Below are 17,311 nucleotides of genomic sequence, written 5' to 3'. Positions count from 1 at the left end.
TTGAAAGCTCAGACCCAAACCACAGCCACAAGTGCGACCAACGCCGGAATGGTTTGAATAAACAGGATTTTGCGCGACGAACTGATCGCGCCATAAATCCCTGCCACGGCCACACAAAGCAGGAAAAACACCACCACATCGGCCTTGGCCGCCACCAGCCCCCAAATCAACCCCGCGGCCAGAAAGCCGTTATAGAGCCCTTGGTTCGCGGCCAGAGCCTTGGTCGATTTGGCAAACTCTTCGCTGGTGCCAAAGGATTTTCGGGTGCGCGGGCGCTCCCACGCGAACATTTCCAAGTAGAAAATATAAACATGCAACAAGGCGACCAAGGCGGCCAGAAAAATGGCGATAAAAGACATGCGCACTCCCGAAAACCGATTTTGACGGCCCCGATCGGGACCGCCTGTTTCCTTTGCTGATCAGCTACTCACATCACGCCGCAGGCAGGCGGCTTTCCACCATTTCCGCATACCATGAACAGCCCGCAGGCAGAACCTCGTCGTTGAACATGTATTTCGGGTGATGCACCGAGGCACCGGGGCCGTTGCCGACGATGATATAAGCGCCGGGACGTTCCTCAAGCATATAGGCAAAATCCTCGCCCCCCATGACCAGCGGGTATTCCCCGCAGCCGCCCGACACTTTGGTGGCGGCTTCAATGGCATATTCGGTTTCTTGATCATGGTTGATCATCACCGGGTAACCACGGTGGTAGTCGACCTCGATCTCAGCCCCGTAAGTGGCGCCAACGCCCGCACAAATCGCTTTGATCCGCTCTTCGGCCTGATCGCGAATGCCTGCGTCGAGCGTGCGCACGGTGCCTTTCAACAGCACACTGGCGGGCAGCACGTTGTGGGCCTTTGATGAGGATTCGATGGTGCAGACGGAAACCACGATTTGTTCGGTCGGATCGACATTGCGCGAGGCGATGGTTTGCAGCGCCAGCACAAGATGCGCGGCAGTCACCGTGCTGTCGACGGTTTCATGCGGCTTGGCGGCATGCCCCCCCTTGCCACGCACCACGAGGTCGAACTCGTCGGCTGCGGCAAAAAACGGGCCCGGACGGATCGCGAATGTGCCGGTCTCCAAGTTCGGCCAATTGTGCATGCCATACACTTCGTCAATGCCGAAACGGTCCATCAACCCCTCTTCGCACATCACCCGACCACCGCCGCCACCCTCTTCGGCAGGCTGGAAAATCACCACGGCCGTGCCATCGAAATTCCGGGTTTCACACAGATATTTGGCCGCGCCCAAAAGCATCGAGGTGTGGCCATCATGGCCACAGGCATGCATGACGCCCGGATTTTTGGAGGCATAATCCGCCCCGGTTTCCTCCAAGATCGGCAACGCGTCCATATCGGCGCGCAACCCTATGGTGCGGCCTTTGGTGTCGGTTTTGCCTTTGATCACCCCCACGACGCCGGTTTTGGCCATGCCTTCGACCACCTCGTCACACCCGAACTCACGCAACAAATCCGCCACCTTTTTCGACGTGCGCGGCAAGTCAAATTGCAACTCAGGGTTTTCGTGGATGTCCCGTCGCCATGCGGTGATTTCGGGAAGCATTTCTGCGAGGCGGTTTTTGATCGGCATTTTGGACTCCGAGGGTCATGTGAAAAGGCCGCCCGATGGGGCATCTGGCCTGAGGTCGCGTTTAAGGGACGGCGGCGACGCGCCAGAGGCAAGTGCCGATTTCGCACAGCCCCCCTGTTCGCGATTGAATAAAGCGAAAGTGATCGTGCTTTGTGCGAAGGTCAAGGGAATGTGCCACAAAATTTATCGCGTGGTAAAAAAAGTTACAAAAAACGTCACGTTGGGTCTTGCGGCCTCGGTCCGAGGTGATACCGTTTGACCAATTCAAGCACCGGACAGCCGGAGCAAACATAACAAAAGTCAACAACACCAACAACTTGGGGGTCTGCGCATGGCCGATGGGGCCGCACCCGTTCTGAATGTCCGGGACCTGACGACTGTTTTTAAAACACGGTCCGGGGCCGTTCATGCCGTGAATTCCGTTTCGTTCTCGCTTAAGCCCGGTGAATTATTAGGCATTGTTGGCGAGTCTGGTTCGGGCAAATCCGTGACGATGATGTCGCTCATTGGGCTGATCCCCGCTCCGCCTGCGATCGTGTCGGGCGAGGCGGTTGAATTTGGCGGCCTAGATTTGCTGACCGCAACCGACGATGAGCTGCGGCGCATTCGCGGCGCACGCATCGGCTTTGTCTTCCAGGATCCGATGACCTCGCTGAACCCGGTGTTCACCATCGGCCATCAGATCATGGAGCCACTCAGAAAGCACATGGGGATGACCAAACCGGAGGCGCGCGCACGGGCGCAGGCGCTTTTGGAATTGGTCGGCATTCCTGATGCCGAGCGGCGGTTGAAAGACTATCCGCACCAGTTTTCCGGCGGCATGCGCCAACGTGTGATGATCGCCATCGCGCTGGCCTGTGATCCCGAAGTGTTGATCGCCGATGAACCGACCACCGCGCTCGATGTGACCATTCAGGCGCAGATTTTGGAATTGATGCATGAGCTGCGGGCCAAATTGGGCATGGCGGTGATTTGGATCACCCATGATCTGGGCGTGATTGCCGGCATCGCGGACCGGGTTTTGGTGATGTATGGCGGGCAGATTGTTGAACACGCCGATGTGCGCGACCTGTTCAAACAGCCGCGCCACCCCTACACCCGCGCTTTGTTGCAAACCGTGCCGCGGGTGCGGGGTGAACGCGCCGAGCGTTTGGAAGTGATCGAAGGCCAGCCGCCGATCCTGCATGCCGCCCCCTCAAGCTGTTCTTTCGCGGCGCGCTGTCCCTTTTCCTTTGAGCGTTGCCTGCGTGAAAACCCGGCCCGCTTTGAGGTCGGCCCCGGTCACGACGCCGCCTGTTTTTATGATTTCGATGCCGGAGGCCCGCGACATGTTGGATGATCCGAAAGTGTCGAAAATCCTGGTCGAAGTGCGCGATCTCAAGATGCATTTCCCAATCCACGCCGGTGTTTTGAAAAAACGCGTCGGCGAGGTGAAGGCGGTCGATGGCATCAGCTTTGACATTTACGAGGGCGAAACGCTTGGCCTTGTAGGCGAATCCGGTTGTGGCAAATCCACGGTCGGCCGGGCGATTTTGCGGCTCTATGACATCACCGAAGGCTCGGTCAAAATCGACGGCATCGAGATCGGTCATACGCCGCAGCCCGATCTGCGCACCATGCGTCCGACGATGCAAATGGTGTTCCAAGACCCGCAAGCCTCGCTCAATCCGCGCATGTCGGTGTCCGCCATCATTGGCGAGCCATTGGACGAGCACACCAAGATGAGCAAAACTGAGAAGCGCGCCAAGGTGATGGATCTGATGGATCAGGTCGGCCTGAACCGCGATTTTGCCAATCGCTATCCGCATGAATTCTCCGGCGGTCAAAGACAACGGATCGGCATCGCCCGCGCCTTGGCGTTGAATCCGAAATTCATCGTCTGTGACGAACCGATCGCAGCACTTGATGTGTCGATCCAGGCGCAGGTGGTAAACCTTTTGGAGGATTTGCAGGGCGAACATGGCTTGACCTACCTGTTTATTTCGCATGACCTCTCCATGGTGCGCCATATCGCGGACCGGGTGGCGGTGATGTATCTGGGCCGGGTGGTCGAATTGGCCAGCCGCGAGCAATTATATGCGGCGCCCAAACACCCCTACACCCAAGCGCTTTTATCCGCCGTGCCCGAACCCGATCCGTGGATCGAGGATAAAATCGAGCGGGTGATTTTGCAGGGCGATGTGCCCTCCCCCGCCAACCCGCCGAAGGGCTGTAATTTTTGTACGCGCTGTCCGCAGGTCATGGAGATTTGCAAAACGGACGAGCCACCGACATTTGAGATCGCACCCGGCCATGTGACCGCCTGCCATCTTTATTCCGCAACAAACACAGAGAGCGTCAGTTAAGGCGCCGGTCCACCGAGGACAAAAAGAGCATCCAACAAGGAGAGGTTAATTATGAACTTCAAAACAGTCTTAATGGGCGCAGTGGCGGGTATCGCCATGGCTCCCGCCGCTTTCGCAGAACGCGGTGCGGACGGCCACGTCAATATCATCTATTGGCAAGCCCCTTCCACAATGAACCCCTATCTGTCGGGCGGCACCAAGGAGCTTGAAGTCGCGTCACTCGTCCTCGAACCACTGGCGCGTTATGACGAAACCGGCGCGATGGTGCCGTTCTTGGCCGAAAGCGTGCCGACCGTTGAAAACGGTGGCGTCTCCGCAGACCTCAAAACGATCACATGGAAGCTCAAAGAAGGCCTGAAATGGTCCGATGGCTCCGATCTGACCTCCGCAGATGTGAAATTCTCTTGGGAATATTGCACCTCGGAAGGTGGCGGTTGTGCGCAGTCCGAGAAATACAATGACGTTGAAAGCGTCGAGACCCCGGATGATCTGACCGTTGTGGTGCATTTTGCGGTCGCCAAACCCTTCCCCTATGGGCCTTTCGTCGGCGCACAGGCCCCGATCATTCAAAAAGCGCAGTTTGCCGATTGTACCGGTCCGGCGATGGCCTCTTGTACCGATCAAAACTTTGCCCCCGTCGGCACCGGCCCGTTTGTGGTGGATGAGTTCAAGACCAACGATGTTGTGTCGATGTCCGCCAACCCGAATTACCGCGATCCGATGAAACCGGCCTTTGCGACCGCGACCGTCAAAGGCGGTGGCGATGCCGCAGCCGCTGGTCGTGCGGTTTTGGAAACCGGTGAATTTGACTACGCATGGAACCTTCAGCTTGCGCCTGACGTGTTGGCCGATATGGAATCCAAAGGCAAAGGCCATTTGGAGGTCTCCTTCGGCACGCTGGTGGAACGCATCATGGTCAACTACACCGACCCCGATCCGGCCCTTGGGGAGGAGCGCGCCACCGCAGCGCATCCGCACCCGATCCTCTCCGACAAAGCCGTGCGTCAGGCGCTGTCCATGGCGATTGACCGCGAATTGTTGGTCGAAATCGGCTATGGCGCGGCGGGTAAAGTGACCTGTAACGTGCTGCCCGCTCCGGCAATCTACGCCTCCACCGCCAATGACGGCTGCATGACGCAGGACATCGAAGGCGCGAAAGCGCTCTTGGAAGCTGACGGCTGGGTTGACTCCGATGGCGACGGCATCCGCGAAAAAGACGGCAAGAAACTGGCACTGTTGTTCCAGTCCTCGACCAACGCCGTGCGTCAGGATTTCCAGGCGATCATCAAACAGTGGTGGGAAGAAATCGGTGTCCAAACCGAGCTGCGCAATATCGACAGCTCCGTGTTCTTTGGCGGCGATGCGGGGTCGCCCGATACGTTCCAAAAGTTCTTTGCTGACGTCGAAATGTACGCCAACAACTTTGATGGCACTGACCCGGAAGCCTATATGGCGAACTGGGAATGCAAACAGGCACCGCGTCCGGAAACCCAATGGCAGGGCAACAACATGCCGCGCTACTGCACCCCTGAGTTCGACGCGCTGGTGGCTGAAATGGCCAAAACCGGCGAGCTTGAGAAACGTGCGGAACTTGCCAAAGCGATGAACGACATGTTGATGCAAGACTATGCGATTATCCCGCTGGTCTATCGCGGTCGTGTCTCTGCGGCCTCCAACACTTTGGGCGGCGTGATCATGAACTCGTGGGATTCCGAGCTTTGGAATGCCGCCGATTGGTATCGCGAAAAGTAATGCGCTGATCTTTGGGTGTCCCGTCACATCATGGCGGGGCACCTTTTTATTTCATCCAAGACAAAGACCTGAACCGAGGCGCCGCCCATGCTCAATTACACGATCCGTCGATTGCTGATCTCCATCCCGACGCTTCTGTTCATCTCTTTGGTGATCTTCCTTTTGCTCGACTTGGCACCGGGGGATCCGATGTCTTCGATCCCGCTCACCGTGCCGCCCGAGGTCAAAGAAAAAATGCGCGAGGCCTTGGGCCTTGGCGAACCCGTTCACATTCGGTTTTTGAACTGGCTCTACCAATTCTTCGTCGTTGAGCCGCAAGTCGCGTGGGATCACCTGTTCGGCACCGATTTTGCCGAGGGAAAACAGCGGATCATCTCATTCCAATCGCGCTCGCCGGTGATGACCGTGGTGGCCGAACGCATGCCGCAAACGCTTTGGGTTGTCGGCCTGTCCTATGTCATCGGCATCCTGATCGCCCTGCCGATCGGCATTATTTCCGCCTACAAACAATATTCGTGGTTCGACCAGATCGGCACGTTCATTTCGATGATCGGGTTTTCGATCCCCACCTTCTTTTCCGGCGTGTTGTTGATCGTGGTCTTCTCGGTGATCTTGCAATGGTTCCCGTCGATCTATGACACCACCCACACCGTCACCGATTGGGGTAGTTTCTGGTATCAGGTCAAACAGATGATCATGCCGGTCTCGGTCTTGGCGCTGTATAACGCCGCGCAAATCTCGCGTTTCATGCGCGCGTCTATGTTGGACAACCTCAATCAGGATTACGTTCGCACCGCCCGTGCCAAAGGCATGTCGGAAAAAGTCGTCGTGCTCTCGCATGTGCTGCGCAATTCGATGATCCCCGTGGTCACCGTCATTGCGCTGGGTGTGCCGACAATTTTTGGCGGTGCGATCATCACCGAACAAGTGTTTCAGGTGAATGGTCTGGGACAGATGTTGATCACCGCCATCTACGCCTCTGACGCGCCGATGGTGCAAACGCTGACCTTCATCTTCGCCGTGCTCATCGTTCTTTTCAATCTTATCGCGGATATTCTGTACGGCATCCTCGATCCCCGCATCCGCTACGACTGAGGCCCATCATATGACTGACGCAACCGCACAGACCCAGGCCGCCCGTCCGCCCCGCAATCAATGGTGGGACGTGTGGGACCAGTTCAAAACCCACAAAGGCGCGATGGCCGGGCTGATCTTTTTCATCTTTATCATCGCCGCCGTTTACCTTGGCCCCTATCTGTGGAAAATTGATCCGACCTACATCGACATCCGCGCCCGCAACAAAGGCCCCTCTTTGGCGCATCCGTTTGGTGCCGATCAATTGGGCCGCGACATCTTGGCCCGGATGCTCAAAGGCGGGCAGACCTCGATCTCCGTTGGTCTGACCGCGATGGGGCTGTCCTTGGTTTTGGGCACCTTCGTCGGCGTTCTGGCCGGCTATTGGAAACGGCTCGACGGCCTATTGATGCGCTTCACCGATCTGTTTTTGGCCCTGCCGCTGTTGCCGCTTTTGCTGGTGATCATCATGCTGTTTCGCGATCCGTTGCGGGCGATGTTCGGGCTTGAGACCGGGATTTTCGTCCTGATCGTGTTCGTGATCGGCATCACCTCGTGGATGCAGACCGCGCGGATCGTGCGCGGCGATGTTTTGGCCCTCAAAGAGCGCGAATATGTGCTGGCCGCCCGCTCCATCGGCACGCCAAGCCGCCGCGTCGTGTTGCGCCATATCCTGCCCAATATCATGTCGCCGATCATGGTCTCCGCCACGTTGGGCATCGCCAATGCGATCATCACCGAATCCGCGCTGTCTTTCCTCGGCCTCGGTTTTCCGCCCGATTTCCCAACGTGGGGGCGGCTGTTGTTTGATGCCAAGGACATGATCCAGCAATATCCCGAGCGGGTGATTTGGCCGGGTCTGGCGATCTCGCTGACCGTTCTGGCGGTGAATTACATCGGTGACGGGCTGCGCGACGCTTTGGACCCACGCATTCGCGGTCGCTAAGCCGACCCGATAATAAAAACGAAAAACGCGCAGGTCTCGCCTGCGCGTTTTTTTGTGCCACATCACTGCAGGACCGCGAAATGACAGGCCGGGGAATTTGGCCCGATCTGGAACAACGTTCCTGACAATGCGTCCATTTGGAACGGGCGTAAGATTGCAAAGCCGCACAATCGGCCTTTATCAAGACAAATATTCCACGCACAGCAGACCTCGGAGACGGACCCATGTATGAGACCCTCGGGCTAGACATTCTGCCACGCCAAGCGGCGATCCTTTTGGGCTTGGCCCTTGGCCTTGCCTTTGGTGTCTTGGCCGAAGTGTCAAAATTCTGCTTCCGCCGCGCGGTGGCCGGCCCCAAAGGCGAACGTCGCGCCGCCGCCGGGGTTTGGCTTGCGGGTCTTGCGACCGCCATCATCGGCACCCAACTCGCCGTCACTCAAGGTCTTATCAGCTTCGACGATCATCGCTTCCTCGCCACCGATCTGCCGTGGCTGGCGATCCTTTTGGGCGGATTGATGTTTGGCGCGGGCATGGTTCTGACTCGCGGCTGTGTGTCCCGGCTCACCGTCTTGACGGGCACCGGCAACCTGCGCGCGGCCCTTGTCTTGGTGGTTTTCGCCGTGGTCGCCCACGCCACGCTCAAAGGCATCTTGGCACCGCTACGCACCACGCTTGGCGCGCTCACCCTCCCCCTCCAATCCGCCGCGCTGCCCGGTTCTGCGCTGATCTGGACGGCCGTGTTGGCCGGAGGTGCCGCCTTGGCCGCCTGGCGGTTCTCGGCGCGTGGTCGCGACCTTGCACTGGGGGCCTTGATCGGCCTCTTGGTGCCCTTGGCCTGGATCGGCACCGGCTATGTCTTGTTCGACGAATTCGACCCGATCGCAATGGAAAGCCTGTCCTTTACCTCGCCCTCCGCTGAGACCCTGTTTTGGACCGTCGCGGCCTCCTCTATCCCCGCTGGGTTCGGCACGGGCCTGATCGGCGGCGTGATCTTGGGGGCGCTGATTTCATCACTCTCCGCCCGCCGGTTCCAGTGGCAAAGCTTTGAAACCCCGCGCCAAACCGGACGCTACATGGCAGGCGCGGCTTTGATGGGCGTCGGTGGTGTTTTGGCCGGCGGCTGCACCGTGGGCGCGGGGCTTTCGGGGGTGCCGACCCTGTCTTTGGCTGCGATTTTAGCGCTGATCTCGATTGCGGTGGGCGGCGCATTGACCGCCCGCGTCATCCAAGGTGATGCTTCTTTATCCGCCGCAAGCCAAGCCACACAGCAACAACAACCAGCGGCGTGACCATCGCCAAGGCTAAGCCTTTCGAGAGGCCCAGCGGCTCCAAAAACGGGTAGATCAGATAGCCGACGAGACTGACCGCATAATAGCTGATTGCCACCACGGACAGGCCCTCCACCGTCTCTTGCAGCCGCAATTGCAAATCGGCGCGTTTGTCCATGGATTCAAGCAGCGCTTGGTTTTGGGCCTGACGCCCGACATCGACCTTGGTGCGCAACAGATTGGCCGCGCGCGCCGCCCGTTCGGCAAGGCTTTCCAATTGCCGTTCGGCGGCCTTGACCGTGCGCATCGCCGGATCATAGCGCCGCATCATGAACTCCGAAAACAACTGCCGCCCCAGGAACCGCGTCTCGCGCAACACCTCGACCCGCTGTGTGACGATGGCCTCATAGGCCCCGGTCGCGCCAAAGCGAAAGTTGCTGCGTGTCACCAGATTTTCGATCCGGGTCGAAAGCCCCAGAATATCGTCCAACACCTCCTCAACCGAGGTGCCATTGCGCTCGGTCAACGCCGTCATCAGTTCCGACAGTTCCTTTTCGATATCGGCCAGTTCGCCAACAACTTTGCGCGCCTGAACGAGACCCAGCATCGACATGGCTTTGTAGGTTTCGATCTCGCAAAGCCGCTGAACCACCCGCCCGATCCGGCGTTGGCCACAGTCCTCTTGCGGGAACAGCGCAAAGCGCATGTGCCCCGCCTCATCAATGCGGAAATCGCCCGCAACCACCATGGCCCCGTCCAACACCCGCGCCACCGCAAGGCTCTCGCGCTCGAACCACTGGTCAATCCGCTCAGACACGGCGGCGTCATCCGCCACCGCTTCCACCCGGATCAACGCCGAGGTGATCCTTTGGCCCGGAGCTTCGGTCAACCAGTCCTCGGGGAACAACTCAAACGTGCCCTTGTCATAGGCGCGCTCAGAAACACCGTCGGCAAAGATCGTGTAGGTGACGAATTCGGTGTGGCTTTCCCATTTCAGCCGGTATTTGCCCATAGGCCCGGTGTAATGCGTCGCCCCCGGCGCCGGATGCGCCGCACCATAGCGATCCAGCAGCGCCAAGAGATGCGCGCGGTCCAAATCCCGGTCGCGCCGTGCCGCATCCCCCGCCGCACGGATCGCAAAATAGGCCGCGCGCGCCTGTCCGGGCATTTCGGGAAAGGGCCGTGCGTGTAATTCATTGGCCAATTCATAACGGCGAGGGTGATCAGTCAGGGGAGCCATAGGACGCCTTTATAGATACGGAACAGGTGCGATTTTTGCGCAGCATAGCGGCAAAACCCAATCTGGAAAGAGATAAATTGTCGCAATATCAATAACTTGCCAGAATACTTCCGTATACAAGACCATGGTCGCAAATCAGGCGCGCCCCATCACCACCCCTGAACGAATGTCAGCGCGATCCATGCGGGGCCGCAAAAGGCTTTGAAATCTTTGGGTTATCGCCTCTGACGTAGAGGCTTTGCGCACTGCCTGCCGTCTTTATCGCGACGAAAATACTCAAAGAAAAAGGGCGGCCTTATGAGGGCCGCCCTTACGTGAGTATTTGTCCTGCGATGAAACTTAGTCGAGCTTCGGCAGCAGCGCGTTCATGCTGTCTTTGGCATCGCCATAGAACATGCGGGTGTTCTCTTTGTAGAACAGCGGGTTTTCGATGCCCGAATAGCCGGTGCCCTGACCGCGTTTTGACACGAACACTTGTTTCGCTTTCCACACTTCCAGAACCGGCATCCCGGCGATCGGGGAGTTCGGATCTTCTTGGGCGGCCGGGTTCACGATGTCGTTGGAGCCGATGACGATGACCACATCCGTGTCCGGGAAGTCTTCGTTGATCTCGTCCATTTCCATCACGATGTCATAGGGCACTTTGGCTTCGGCCAAGAGCACGTTCATGTGGCCCGGCAAACGCCCCGCAACCGGGTGAATGGCGAAACGCACGTTTTTGCCTTTGGAGCGCAGCTTGTTGGTCAACTCAGACACAGCCGCCTGTGCCTGAGCCACGGCCATGCCGTAGCCCGGAACGATGATCACGCTATCGGCCTCATTGAGGGCAGTGGCCACACCGTCGGCATCAATGGCGATCTGTTCGCCTTCGACCTCCATCGCCGGCCCCGTGGTGCCGCCAAAGCCGCCCAGAATGACCGAGACAAAGGAGCGGTTCATCGCCTTACACATGATGTAAGACAGGATCGCACCCGAAGAACCCACCAGCGCACCGACCACGATCAACAGATCGTTGCCAAGCGAGAAGCCAATCGCAGCAGCCGCCCAGCCCGAGTAGGAGTTGAGCATGGAGACCACCACCGGCATATCGGCGCCGCCGATGCCCATGATCAGGTGGTAACCGATGAACAGCGCCATCAGCGTCATGATCGCCAGCGGCAAAAAGCCACCGGTGTTGAAGTACCAGATCAGCGACAGCACAGAGATCGCCGCCGCAGCCGCGTTCAACATGTGACCGCCCGGAAGTTTGGTGGCTTTCGAGTTCAGTTTGCCGGCGAGTTTGCCAAAGGCGACGATAGACCCGGTAAAGGTCACCGCCCCGATGAAGATGCCGAGGAACAATTCAACCTTGAGGATGTTCAGCTCGACCAGAGTTTTATGGGCCAAAAGGGCGGCAAACCCGTCAAGACCATCACGCGCGGCCGCGTCCAGACCGGCCACATTGGAAGCCTCGAAATGGGCGTTAAAGCCCACGAAGACCGCAGCCAGACCAACGAGCGAGTGCATCGCGGCCACAAGTTGCGGCATTTCGGTCATTTCGACCTTGGTGGCGACCATCCAGCCGATGATCCCGCCGCCCGCAATCAGCACGAGCGACAAAAGCCACAGGCCAGAGCCCGGCCCGATCAGGGTGGCGAACACGGCCAAGGCCATGCCGACAATCCCATACCACACCGCGCGTTTTGCGCTTTCCTGGCCCGACAATCCCCCGAGAGAGAGGATGAAGAGCACCGCTGCGACCACATAGGCCGCTGTCGTAAATCCGTATTCCATGATCCCTACCCCTTAAGATTTCTGGAACATGGCAAGCATGCGCCGTGTGACCATAAAGCCGCCAAAGATGTTGATCCCGGCCATGAAGACCGACAGAGCACCGAGCACAATCACAAGCCAAGAACCCGACCCGATTTGCATCAGAGCGCCCAGAATGATGATCGACGAAATGGCGTTGGTGACAGCCATGAGAGGCGTGTGCAGCGAGTGCGACACGTTCCAAATGACCTGGAAGCCAATGAAGACGGAGAGAACAAAGACGATAAAGTGCTGCATGAAGGAGGCAGGTGCAACAAGACCAACCCCCAGCAAAAGCACCGCACCGATGGCCATCAAAGTGACCTGTTGTTTGGTCTGGGCTTTGAAAGCTGCGGTTTCTGCGGCGCGTTTTTCCTCTGCCGTCAACACTTTAGCCGCTTCTTTCGGCTTGGCGGCGATGGCTTTGATTTTCGGCGGCGGCGGCGGGAATGTGATCTCGCCCGCATAGGTCACCGTCGCACCACGGATCACGTCATCTTCCATGTTATGCACGATCTGGCCGTCTTTTTCCGGCGTCAGATCGGTCATCATGTGACGGATGTTGGTGGAGTAAAGCGTCGAGGCCTGAGCCGCCATGCGCGACGGGAAATCGGTGTACCCGATGATGGTCACGCCATTCTCGGTGACGATTTTCTCGTCCATTTTGGTCAGCTTGCAGTTGCCGCCCTTTTCCGCCGCGAGATCGACGATCACGGACCCCGGCTTCATCGCCGCGACCATGTCTTCGGTCCAAAGTTCGGGCGCTTCGCGGTTCGGGATCAACGCGGTGGTGATCACGATGTCCACTTCGGGGGCCAATTCGCGGAATTTCGCAAGCTGCGCTTCGCGGAACTCGGGCGAGGACACAGAGGCATAGCCGCCCGTGGCCGCGCCATCTTGTTGTTCTTCCTCGAAATCGAGGTAGACAAACTGAGCGCCCATGGATTCGACCTGTTCGGCCACTTCGGGACGCACGTCAAACGCATAGGTGATCGCACCGAGCGAGGTGGACGTCCCGATGGCGGCAAGACCGGCCACACCGGCACCGACAACCAACACTTTTGCGGGCGGCACTTTACCGGCCGCCGTGATTTGTCCGGTGAAGAAACGGCCGAAATTGTTGGAGGCCTCGATGACCGCGCGGTAGCCCGCGATATTGGCCATGGAAGAGAGCGCATCCATTTTTTGGGCGCGCGAAATCCGGGGCACCATTTCCATGGCGATCACGTTGGCGCCTTTGGACTTGGCCATCTCCATCCCGGCCTCATTGGCACCTGGGTTGAAGAAAGAGATCAAAGTCTGACCCGATTTGAGCCGCTTCATCTCCGTCTCGGACGGCTGGCGGACCTTGGCGACGATGTCGCAGTCCTTCCAAAGCGCGGCGGCGGTCTTGATGACCTCAACGCCCGCCTCCGCATAGTCTTTATCGGAGAATCCGGCGAGCACACCGGCCCCGGTTTCAACCGCACAGTCATATCCAAGCTTTTGCAACTGCTTGGCGCTCTCAGGAGTCAACGCGACGCGCGCCTCCCCCTCAAAGACTTCCTTTGGAACCCCAAATTTCACGAGATTTTCCTTTTCCCCAGTCCTATTCGCATTCTTGGTGCATCCTTACCCAATCCTGCCGATGTTTCGCAACATTATTGCGCTAACATTTTTGACCCGTGATGGCAGACTACACCCAACGTCGCGTTTTTTTGGCCCAAGCGGAGAAATCCTGTGGGAATCCCGCCCGGAGCTTTTGTTCCTCCTCAATGATAAATCGCTTTTGTATCACGGCCATAAAGGCCGGAACCAACACGATCCCCATCGAACTGCCGCAAAGTAAAGCAAAGCCTGCGAGTGTAAAGACGTCGCCCAGATAAATTGGATTGCGCGACAGGGCATAGACGCCATTGGTGACGATGGCCGAGGGCTGTTTGTGGGGGATGACTGTGGTTTTGTGTCGCCACATCGTGAAGGCGGCCACACCCATAAGCCCCACGCCCAGCGCGATCAAAATCCACCCGACCAGAGCCACCAGCGGCGGCACGGTAAAACCGAGCCCAACACCGGCCAAGGCGTAAGCGGCGCACATAAAGGCCAAAAGCCAAACCGGGGGATAATCGAGATATTTCATAGCGGCCACTCTAGCCGAGACACTGCCCGCGCGCTACAAGTTCGGACATGAAAATACGCGCCCTCACATTGCGTCCGATCACAGTACGTCCGATCACCGTCAAAGACGCCGACGCCTGTTACGCCCTGTTTCACCGCACGGTGCGCGACGGCACGGGCGCGTTTTATACGGCGGCACAACGCGCCGCTTGGGCACCGGACCGCGACCATGCCCCCGAAACCTGGCCCGCGCGGCTGACCGCGGGCTATGCGATCTGCGCCACGCGATGGGGACGGCTCAAAGGCTTTTTCACCATGGGACATGATGGCCATATCGATTTTGCCTATGTCGCCTTGGAGGAGATGGGCAAAGGCACCGCCGCCAAGCTCTATGACGCCTGCGAGGCGGAGGCGCGTCGTCTTGGCCTGCCCTGTATGGACACAGAGGCCTCGCATCTGGCCCGGCGTTTCTTTGAAAAACGCGGCTGGCGGGTGACAGCCCGGCAAACAGTGATCCGCGACGGTGTCGGGATTGAAAATTTTCGGATGGAAAAGGCGCTTTGAAAGGGATTTGACCGCTTAAACGGCCTTCGACAGCGGCCTCGCGACACCTGTGCGCGCCGCGGCATAAGCATGAACCGCCTCACCAAAGGCGGCAAACAACGGCCGCGACACCGGGTCCTGACAGGCGTTCCATTCCGGGTGCCATTGCACCGAAAGTGTGAACCCCGGCGCATCTTTGACATAAATCGCCTCAGGCGTGCCATCGGGGGCGTAGCCGTCAATCACGATGCGCGCACCGGGGGTTTTGATCCCCTGCCCATGCAGCGTATTGGTCATCACCTCATCTGTGCCAAACAAGCGATGAAACACTCCACCCTCGCTCAGACGCACCGGGTGGCGCAGGGCGAATTTTTCCTCAATCGTGCCATCTGGCGGCATCCGGTGGTTCATTCGCCCCGGCAGATCGCGAATTTCAGGATAAAGCGTGCCCCCCATGGCGACATTGACCTCCTGAAAGCCGCGACAAATGCCAAGGAACGGCAGACCCACCTCAACACAGGCGCGAATAAGCGGCAATGTCACCGCATCGCGACAGCGATCAAACGCCCCATGGGCTTCGGTCTCAGGTTCGCCATATTCCTCTGGGTGCACATTGGGCCGACCGCCGGTGAACAAAAAACCGTCACAAACGCCCATCAGCTCCTCGGAGGAGACGAAATTGGGATGCGCCGGTATCAAAAGCGGCATACAGCCCGCAACATCGGAGACGGCCTCGGCGTTCATCTTGCCGCCGGTAAAGGCCGGGTATTGCCCGTTCAGCAGGTCCGAATTTCCGATCACGCCAACGATGGGTCTGCTCATGATATGCCTCTCCTTTTGGCCAAGGATACCTGCTTTGCGAGCAGAGAAAAGGGGCATGGGTGCGCAAGGCCTCTGCATCCCTGCGCACATACACCTTTGCGCTGTTCACATACTCACCAAATCGCGCCCGCTGCCCCTTTATTGATCACATCCGGCATCACGACTGAGTTTTGAGCACCCATATCGAACCACGCAAAGGCCCACGATTGGCCTCGCCCGGGCCAAAACATTTGTGAGGTCAGGGGAGGAGCGAAGATGACGCGCTTGTCTTCACCTGGCCTTTGAGAGCTGTGCATCGTGGTCCTGAATCGTGTCATGACGCGTAACCATACGCGGTTTTTCGATTCAGCGTGGCGACGATACCGGCCAGCCCGTTCCCAAACACGTCACTCGACAAAAACTTAGTCAAAGTCCTAAGTTTTTCTTGCATCACGCGACAAAATCCGAATACTTAGTCGTATGACTAAGCATTCAAACGATCTCGACACGCTGTTCTCAGCCCTCAGTGACCCAACCCGCCGCGCAATCCTGACCCGGTTGGCGCGCGGGCCGGCAACCCTGTCGGATCTGCACACTCCCCATGACATGGCCCTGCCCTCCCTCATGGCTCATGTGAAGAAACTTGAAACCGCCGGGCTGATTTCCACCGAAAAACAAGGCCGCATCCGAACCTGTCGCCTCACCCCCGGTGCCTTTACCCCGGTGCAAAGCTGGCTTGAGGAGCAGCGCAGCCTTTGGACCAGCCGCCTTGACCGCTTTGATGCCTATGTCACCCAACTCGCCCAACCCAATCAGGAGCAAACAGATGACCCTCGATCCAAAGACTGACCTCAGCTTTACCCGCACTCTGGCCGTGCCCCGCGCCTTGGTCTGGGACTGTTGGACGCAGCCCGAACACATCCCGCATTTCTTTATCCCCGCCCCACATAAAGTCACCGCCTGTGACATTGATCTGCGTGTGGGCGGGCGGTTCAACACCGTTTTTGACGTAGACGGCGCAGTGATGGACAACACCGGCGTCTACCTTGAACTGATCCCCGGTGAAAAGCTTGTCTTTACAGATGGCTACTCCGAAGGATGGAAACCCGCGCCGGACCCGTTCATGACCGCAATCCTGACCTTTGCGGATGCGCCAGATGGCGGCACGATCTATACAGCCACCGCCCGACACCGCTCGCAAGAGGCGGCGCAAACCCATAAAGACATGGGCTTTTTTGACGGTTGGGGCACAGTGGCGGATCAACTCGCCACCTATGCCAAGGGCTTGCTCTGATGGACCGCTCAGCCGAAAACCGCACCATGACCCTCTCACGCGACATCGCCGCACCCGTCGCGGTGATCTGGAGCGCATGGACCGACCCCGAGGCGCTCCCCAAATGGTGGGGGCCCGATGGGTTCAGTTGCCGCACCACACGCATTGACCTGCGCGACGGTGGCGAATGGGTGTTCGACATGATCGGCCCGGATGGGACCGTCTTTCCAAATCATCACCGCTACACCCGTGTGATCCCCATGGAGCGGATTGAGTACGAGCTTCTCTGGGGCGAAAACGGCCCCAAACATGCTGAGGCATCGGCGATTTTCGAACCCACCGGCCACGGATCGCGGATCACATTGCGGATGATCTTTTCGAGCGATGCCGAATACCAAGAGGCCAAGGGCTTTGGCGCGGTCGAACTCGGGATGCAAACCTTGGGCAAACTCGCGGCCTTTGTCGGTGCGGCATAACCTTATCACAGGCTGTCCCTCTTGCCAGGCACGCGCACCATCGCACGCGTGATCACAAGAAGATCACATTGAGACCTGAGGGTGTTGAAGCCCCCTGTCCCTCGCTCTA

At 58.4% G+C, this 17,311-nt stretch carries 17 protein-coding genes; 10 read left to right on the top strand and 7 right to left on the bottom strand.

The features are described from left to right. Positions 1-8 precede the first annotated feature (8 nt). Together BLT54_RS05325 and BLT54_RS05320 are read right to left on the bottom strand one after the other, a co-directional pair. Complete coding sequence (locus BLT54_RS05325; protein WP_074641981.1) at positions 9-359, bottom strand: DUF1304 domain-containing protein; 351 nt, start codon at positions 357-359, stop codon at positions 9-11. Positions 360-432: 73 nt separating this feature from the next. Next, on the bottom strand, positions 433-1,596 hold the full coding sequence (locus tag BLT54_RS05320; RefSeq protein WP_074641978.1) for a M20 aminoacylase family protein: 1,164 nt from the start codon (positions 1,594-1,596) through the stop codon (positions 433-435). A gap of 331 nt (positions 1,597-1,927) precedes the next feature. Here BLT54_RS05320 and BLT54_RS05315 point away from each other — a divergent pair, with 331 nt between their 5' ends. The 6 genes from BLT54_RS05315 (at position 1,928) to BLT54_RS05290 (ending at position 9,002) form a co-directional block, all read left to right on the top strand. Next, positions 1,928-2,935 carry an ABC transporter ATP-binding protein gene (locus BLT54_RS05315; protein WP_074641975.1) on the top strand — a complete coding sequence of 336 codons (1,008 nt, stop codon included), beginning with the start codon at positions 1,928-1,930 and terminating at the stop codon, positions 2,933-2,935. Continuing rightward, positions 2,925-3,941, top strand: a complete 1,017-nt coding sequence (locus BLT54_RS05310) for an ABC transporter ATP-binding protein (protein ID WP_074642456.1) — start codon at positions 2,925-2,927, stop codon at positions 3,939-3,941. Before BLT54_RS05315 ends, BLT54_RS05310 begins: the two co-directional genes overlap by 11 nt. 51 nt (positions 3,942-3,992) lie before the next feature. Next, on the top strand, positions 3,993-5,693 hold the full coding sequence (locus tag BLT54_RS05305) for a peptide ABC transporter substrate-binding protein (RefSeq protein ID WP_074641973.1): 1,701 nt from the start codon (positions 3,993-3,995) through the stop codon (positions 5,691-5,693). Positions 5,694-5,780: 87 nt separating this feature from the next. Beyond that, positions 5,781-6,788, top strand: coding sequence for an ABC transporter permease (locus BLT54_RS05300; RefSeq protein ID WP_074641971.1), 1,008 nt, complete (start codon positions 5,781-5,783; stop codon positions 6,786-6,788). Positions 6,789-6,798: 10 nt separating this feature from the next. After that, entirely contained in the window at positions 6,799-7,713 is a 915-nt protein-coding gene (locus BLT54_RS05295) for an ABC transporter permease (protein WP_009570885.1), read from the top strand. A gap of 224 nt (positions 7,714-7,937) precedes the next feature. After that, the gene (locus BLT54_RS05290; protein ID WP_074641969.1) at positions 7,938-9,002 is read left to right on the top strand and encodes a YeeE/YedE family protein; all 1,065 of its coding nucleotides are present in this window, start codon (positions 7,938-7,940) and stop codon (positions 9,000-9,002) included. Here BLT54_RS05290 and BLT54_RS05285 read toward each other — a convergent pair. From BLT54_RS05285 to BLT54_RS05270, 4 genes are all read right to left on the bottom strand, one after another. Beyond that, positions 8,935-10,221, bottom strand: a complete 1,287-nt coding sequence (locus BLT54_RS05285) for a DUF3422 family protein (RefSeq protein ID WP_074641967.1) — start codon at positions 10,219-10,221, stop codon at positions 8,935-8,937. The two genes, BLT54_RS05290 and BLT54_RS05285, sit on opposite strands and share 68 nt — an antisense overlap. A gap of 339 nt (positions 10,222-10,560) precedes the next feature. Beyond that, on the bottom strand, positions 10,561-11,994 hold the full coding sequence (locus BLT54_RS05280; RefSeq protein WP_074641964.1) for an NAD(P)(+) transhydrogenase (Re/Si-specific) subunit beta: 1,434 nt from the start codon (positions 11,992-11,994) through the stop codon (positions 10,561-10,563). Between the two features lie 12 nt (positions 11,995-12,006). Next, positions 12,007-13,578 (bottom strand): Re/Si-specific NAD(P)(+) transhydrogenase subunit alpha, encoded by a 1,572-nt coding sequence (locus tag BLT54_RS05275; RefSeq protein WP_074641962.1) that lies wholly within the window; start codon positions 13,576-13,578, stop codon positions 12,007-12,009. A gap of 109 nt (positions 13,579-13,687) precedes the next feature. Beyond that, positions 13,688-14,131, bottom strand: a complete 444-nt coding sequence (locus BLT54_RS05270; RefSeq protein ID WP_074641960.1) for a methyltransferase family protein — start codon at positions 14,129-14,131, stop codon at positions 13,688-13,690. A gap of 47 nt (positions 14,132-14,178) precedes the next feature. Between BLT54_RS05270 and BLT54_RS05265 the strand changes: the two genes are divergently transcribed. Then, the gene (locus BLT54_RS05265; RefSeq protein WP_074641958.1) at positions 14,179-14,673 is read left to right on the top strand and encodes a GNAT family N-acetyltransferase; all 495 of its coding nucleotides are present in this window, start codon (positions 14,179-14,181) and stop codon (positions 14,671-14,673) included. 15 nt (positions 14,674-14,688) lie between these two features. Here BLT54_RS05265 and BLT54_RS05260 read toward each other — a convergent pair whose 3' ends face one another. Continuing rightward, positions 14,689-15,474 carry a gamma-glutamyl-gamma-aminobutyrate hydrolase family protein gene (locus BLT54_RS05260; RefSeq protein ID WP_074641956.1) on the bottom strand — a complete coding sequence of 262 codons (786 nt, stop codon included), beginning with the start codon at positions 15,472-15,474 and terminating at the stop codon, positions 14,689-14,691. A gap of 459 nt (positions 15,475-15,933) precedes the next feature. On the opposite strand from BLT54_RS05260, the gene BLT54_RS05250 reads away from it, so the two are divergent. Genes BLT54_RS05250 through BLT54_RS05240 form a run of 3 tightly spaced genes read left to right on the top strand, consistent with a single transcriptional unit; the run spans position 15,934 to position 17,202 of the window. After that, positions 15,934-16,302 (top strand): ArsR/SmtB family transcription factor, encoded by a 369-nt coding sequence (locus tag BLT54_RS05250; protein ID WP_074641951.1) that lies wholly within the window; start codon positions 15,934-15,936, stop codon positions 16,300-16,302. After that, positions 16,280-16,747 carry an SRPBCC family protein gene (locus tag BLT54_RS05245; RefSeq protein ID WP_074641948.1) on the top strand — a complete coding sequence of 156 codons (468 nt, stop codon included), beginning with the start codon at positions 16,280-16,282 and terminating at the stop codon, positions 16,745-16,747. The genes BLT54_RS05250 and BLT54_RS05245 overlap by 23 nt, the downstream gene beginning before the upstream one ends. Then, positions 16,747-17,202: an SRPBCC family protein gene (locus BLT54_RS05240; RefSeq protein ID WP_074641946.1), complete on the top strand. Its 456-nt coding sequence runs from the start codon at positions 16,747-16,749 to the stop codon at positions 17,200-17,202. The genes BLT54_RS05245 and BLT54_RS05240 overlap by 1 nt, the downstream gene beginning before the upstream one ends. The last annotated feature ends 109 nt before the right edge of the window (positions 17,203-17,311 follow it).

It is taken from the genome of Celeribacter baekdonensis, assembly GCF_900102315.1.
Classification (GTDB): domain Bacteria; phylum Pseudomonadota; class Alphaproteobacteria; order Rhodobacterales; family Rhodobacteraceae; genus Celeribacter; species Celeribacter baekdonensis.
The sequence above is the reverse complement of the archived record's forward strand: the minus strand, read 5'-3'. Positions and strand labels throughout refer to the sequence as shown.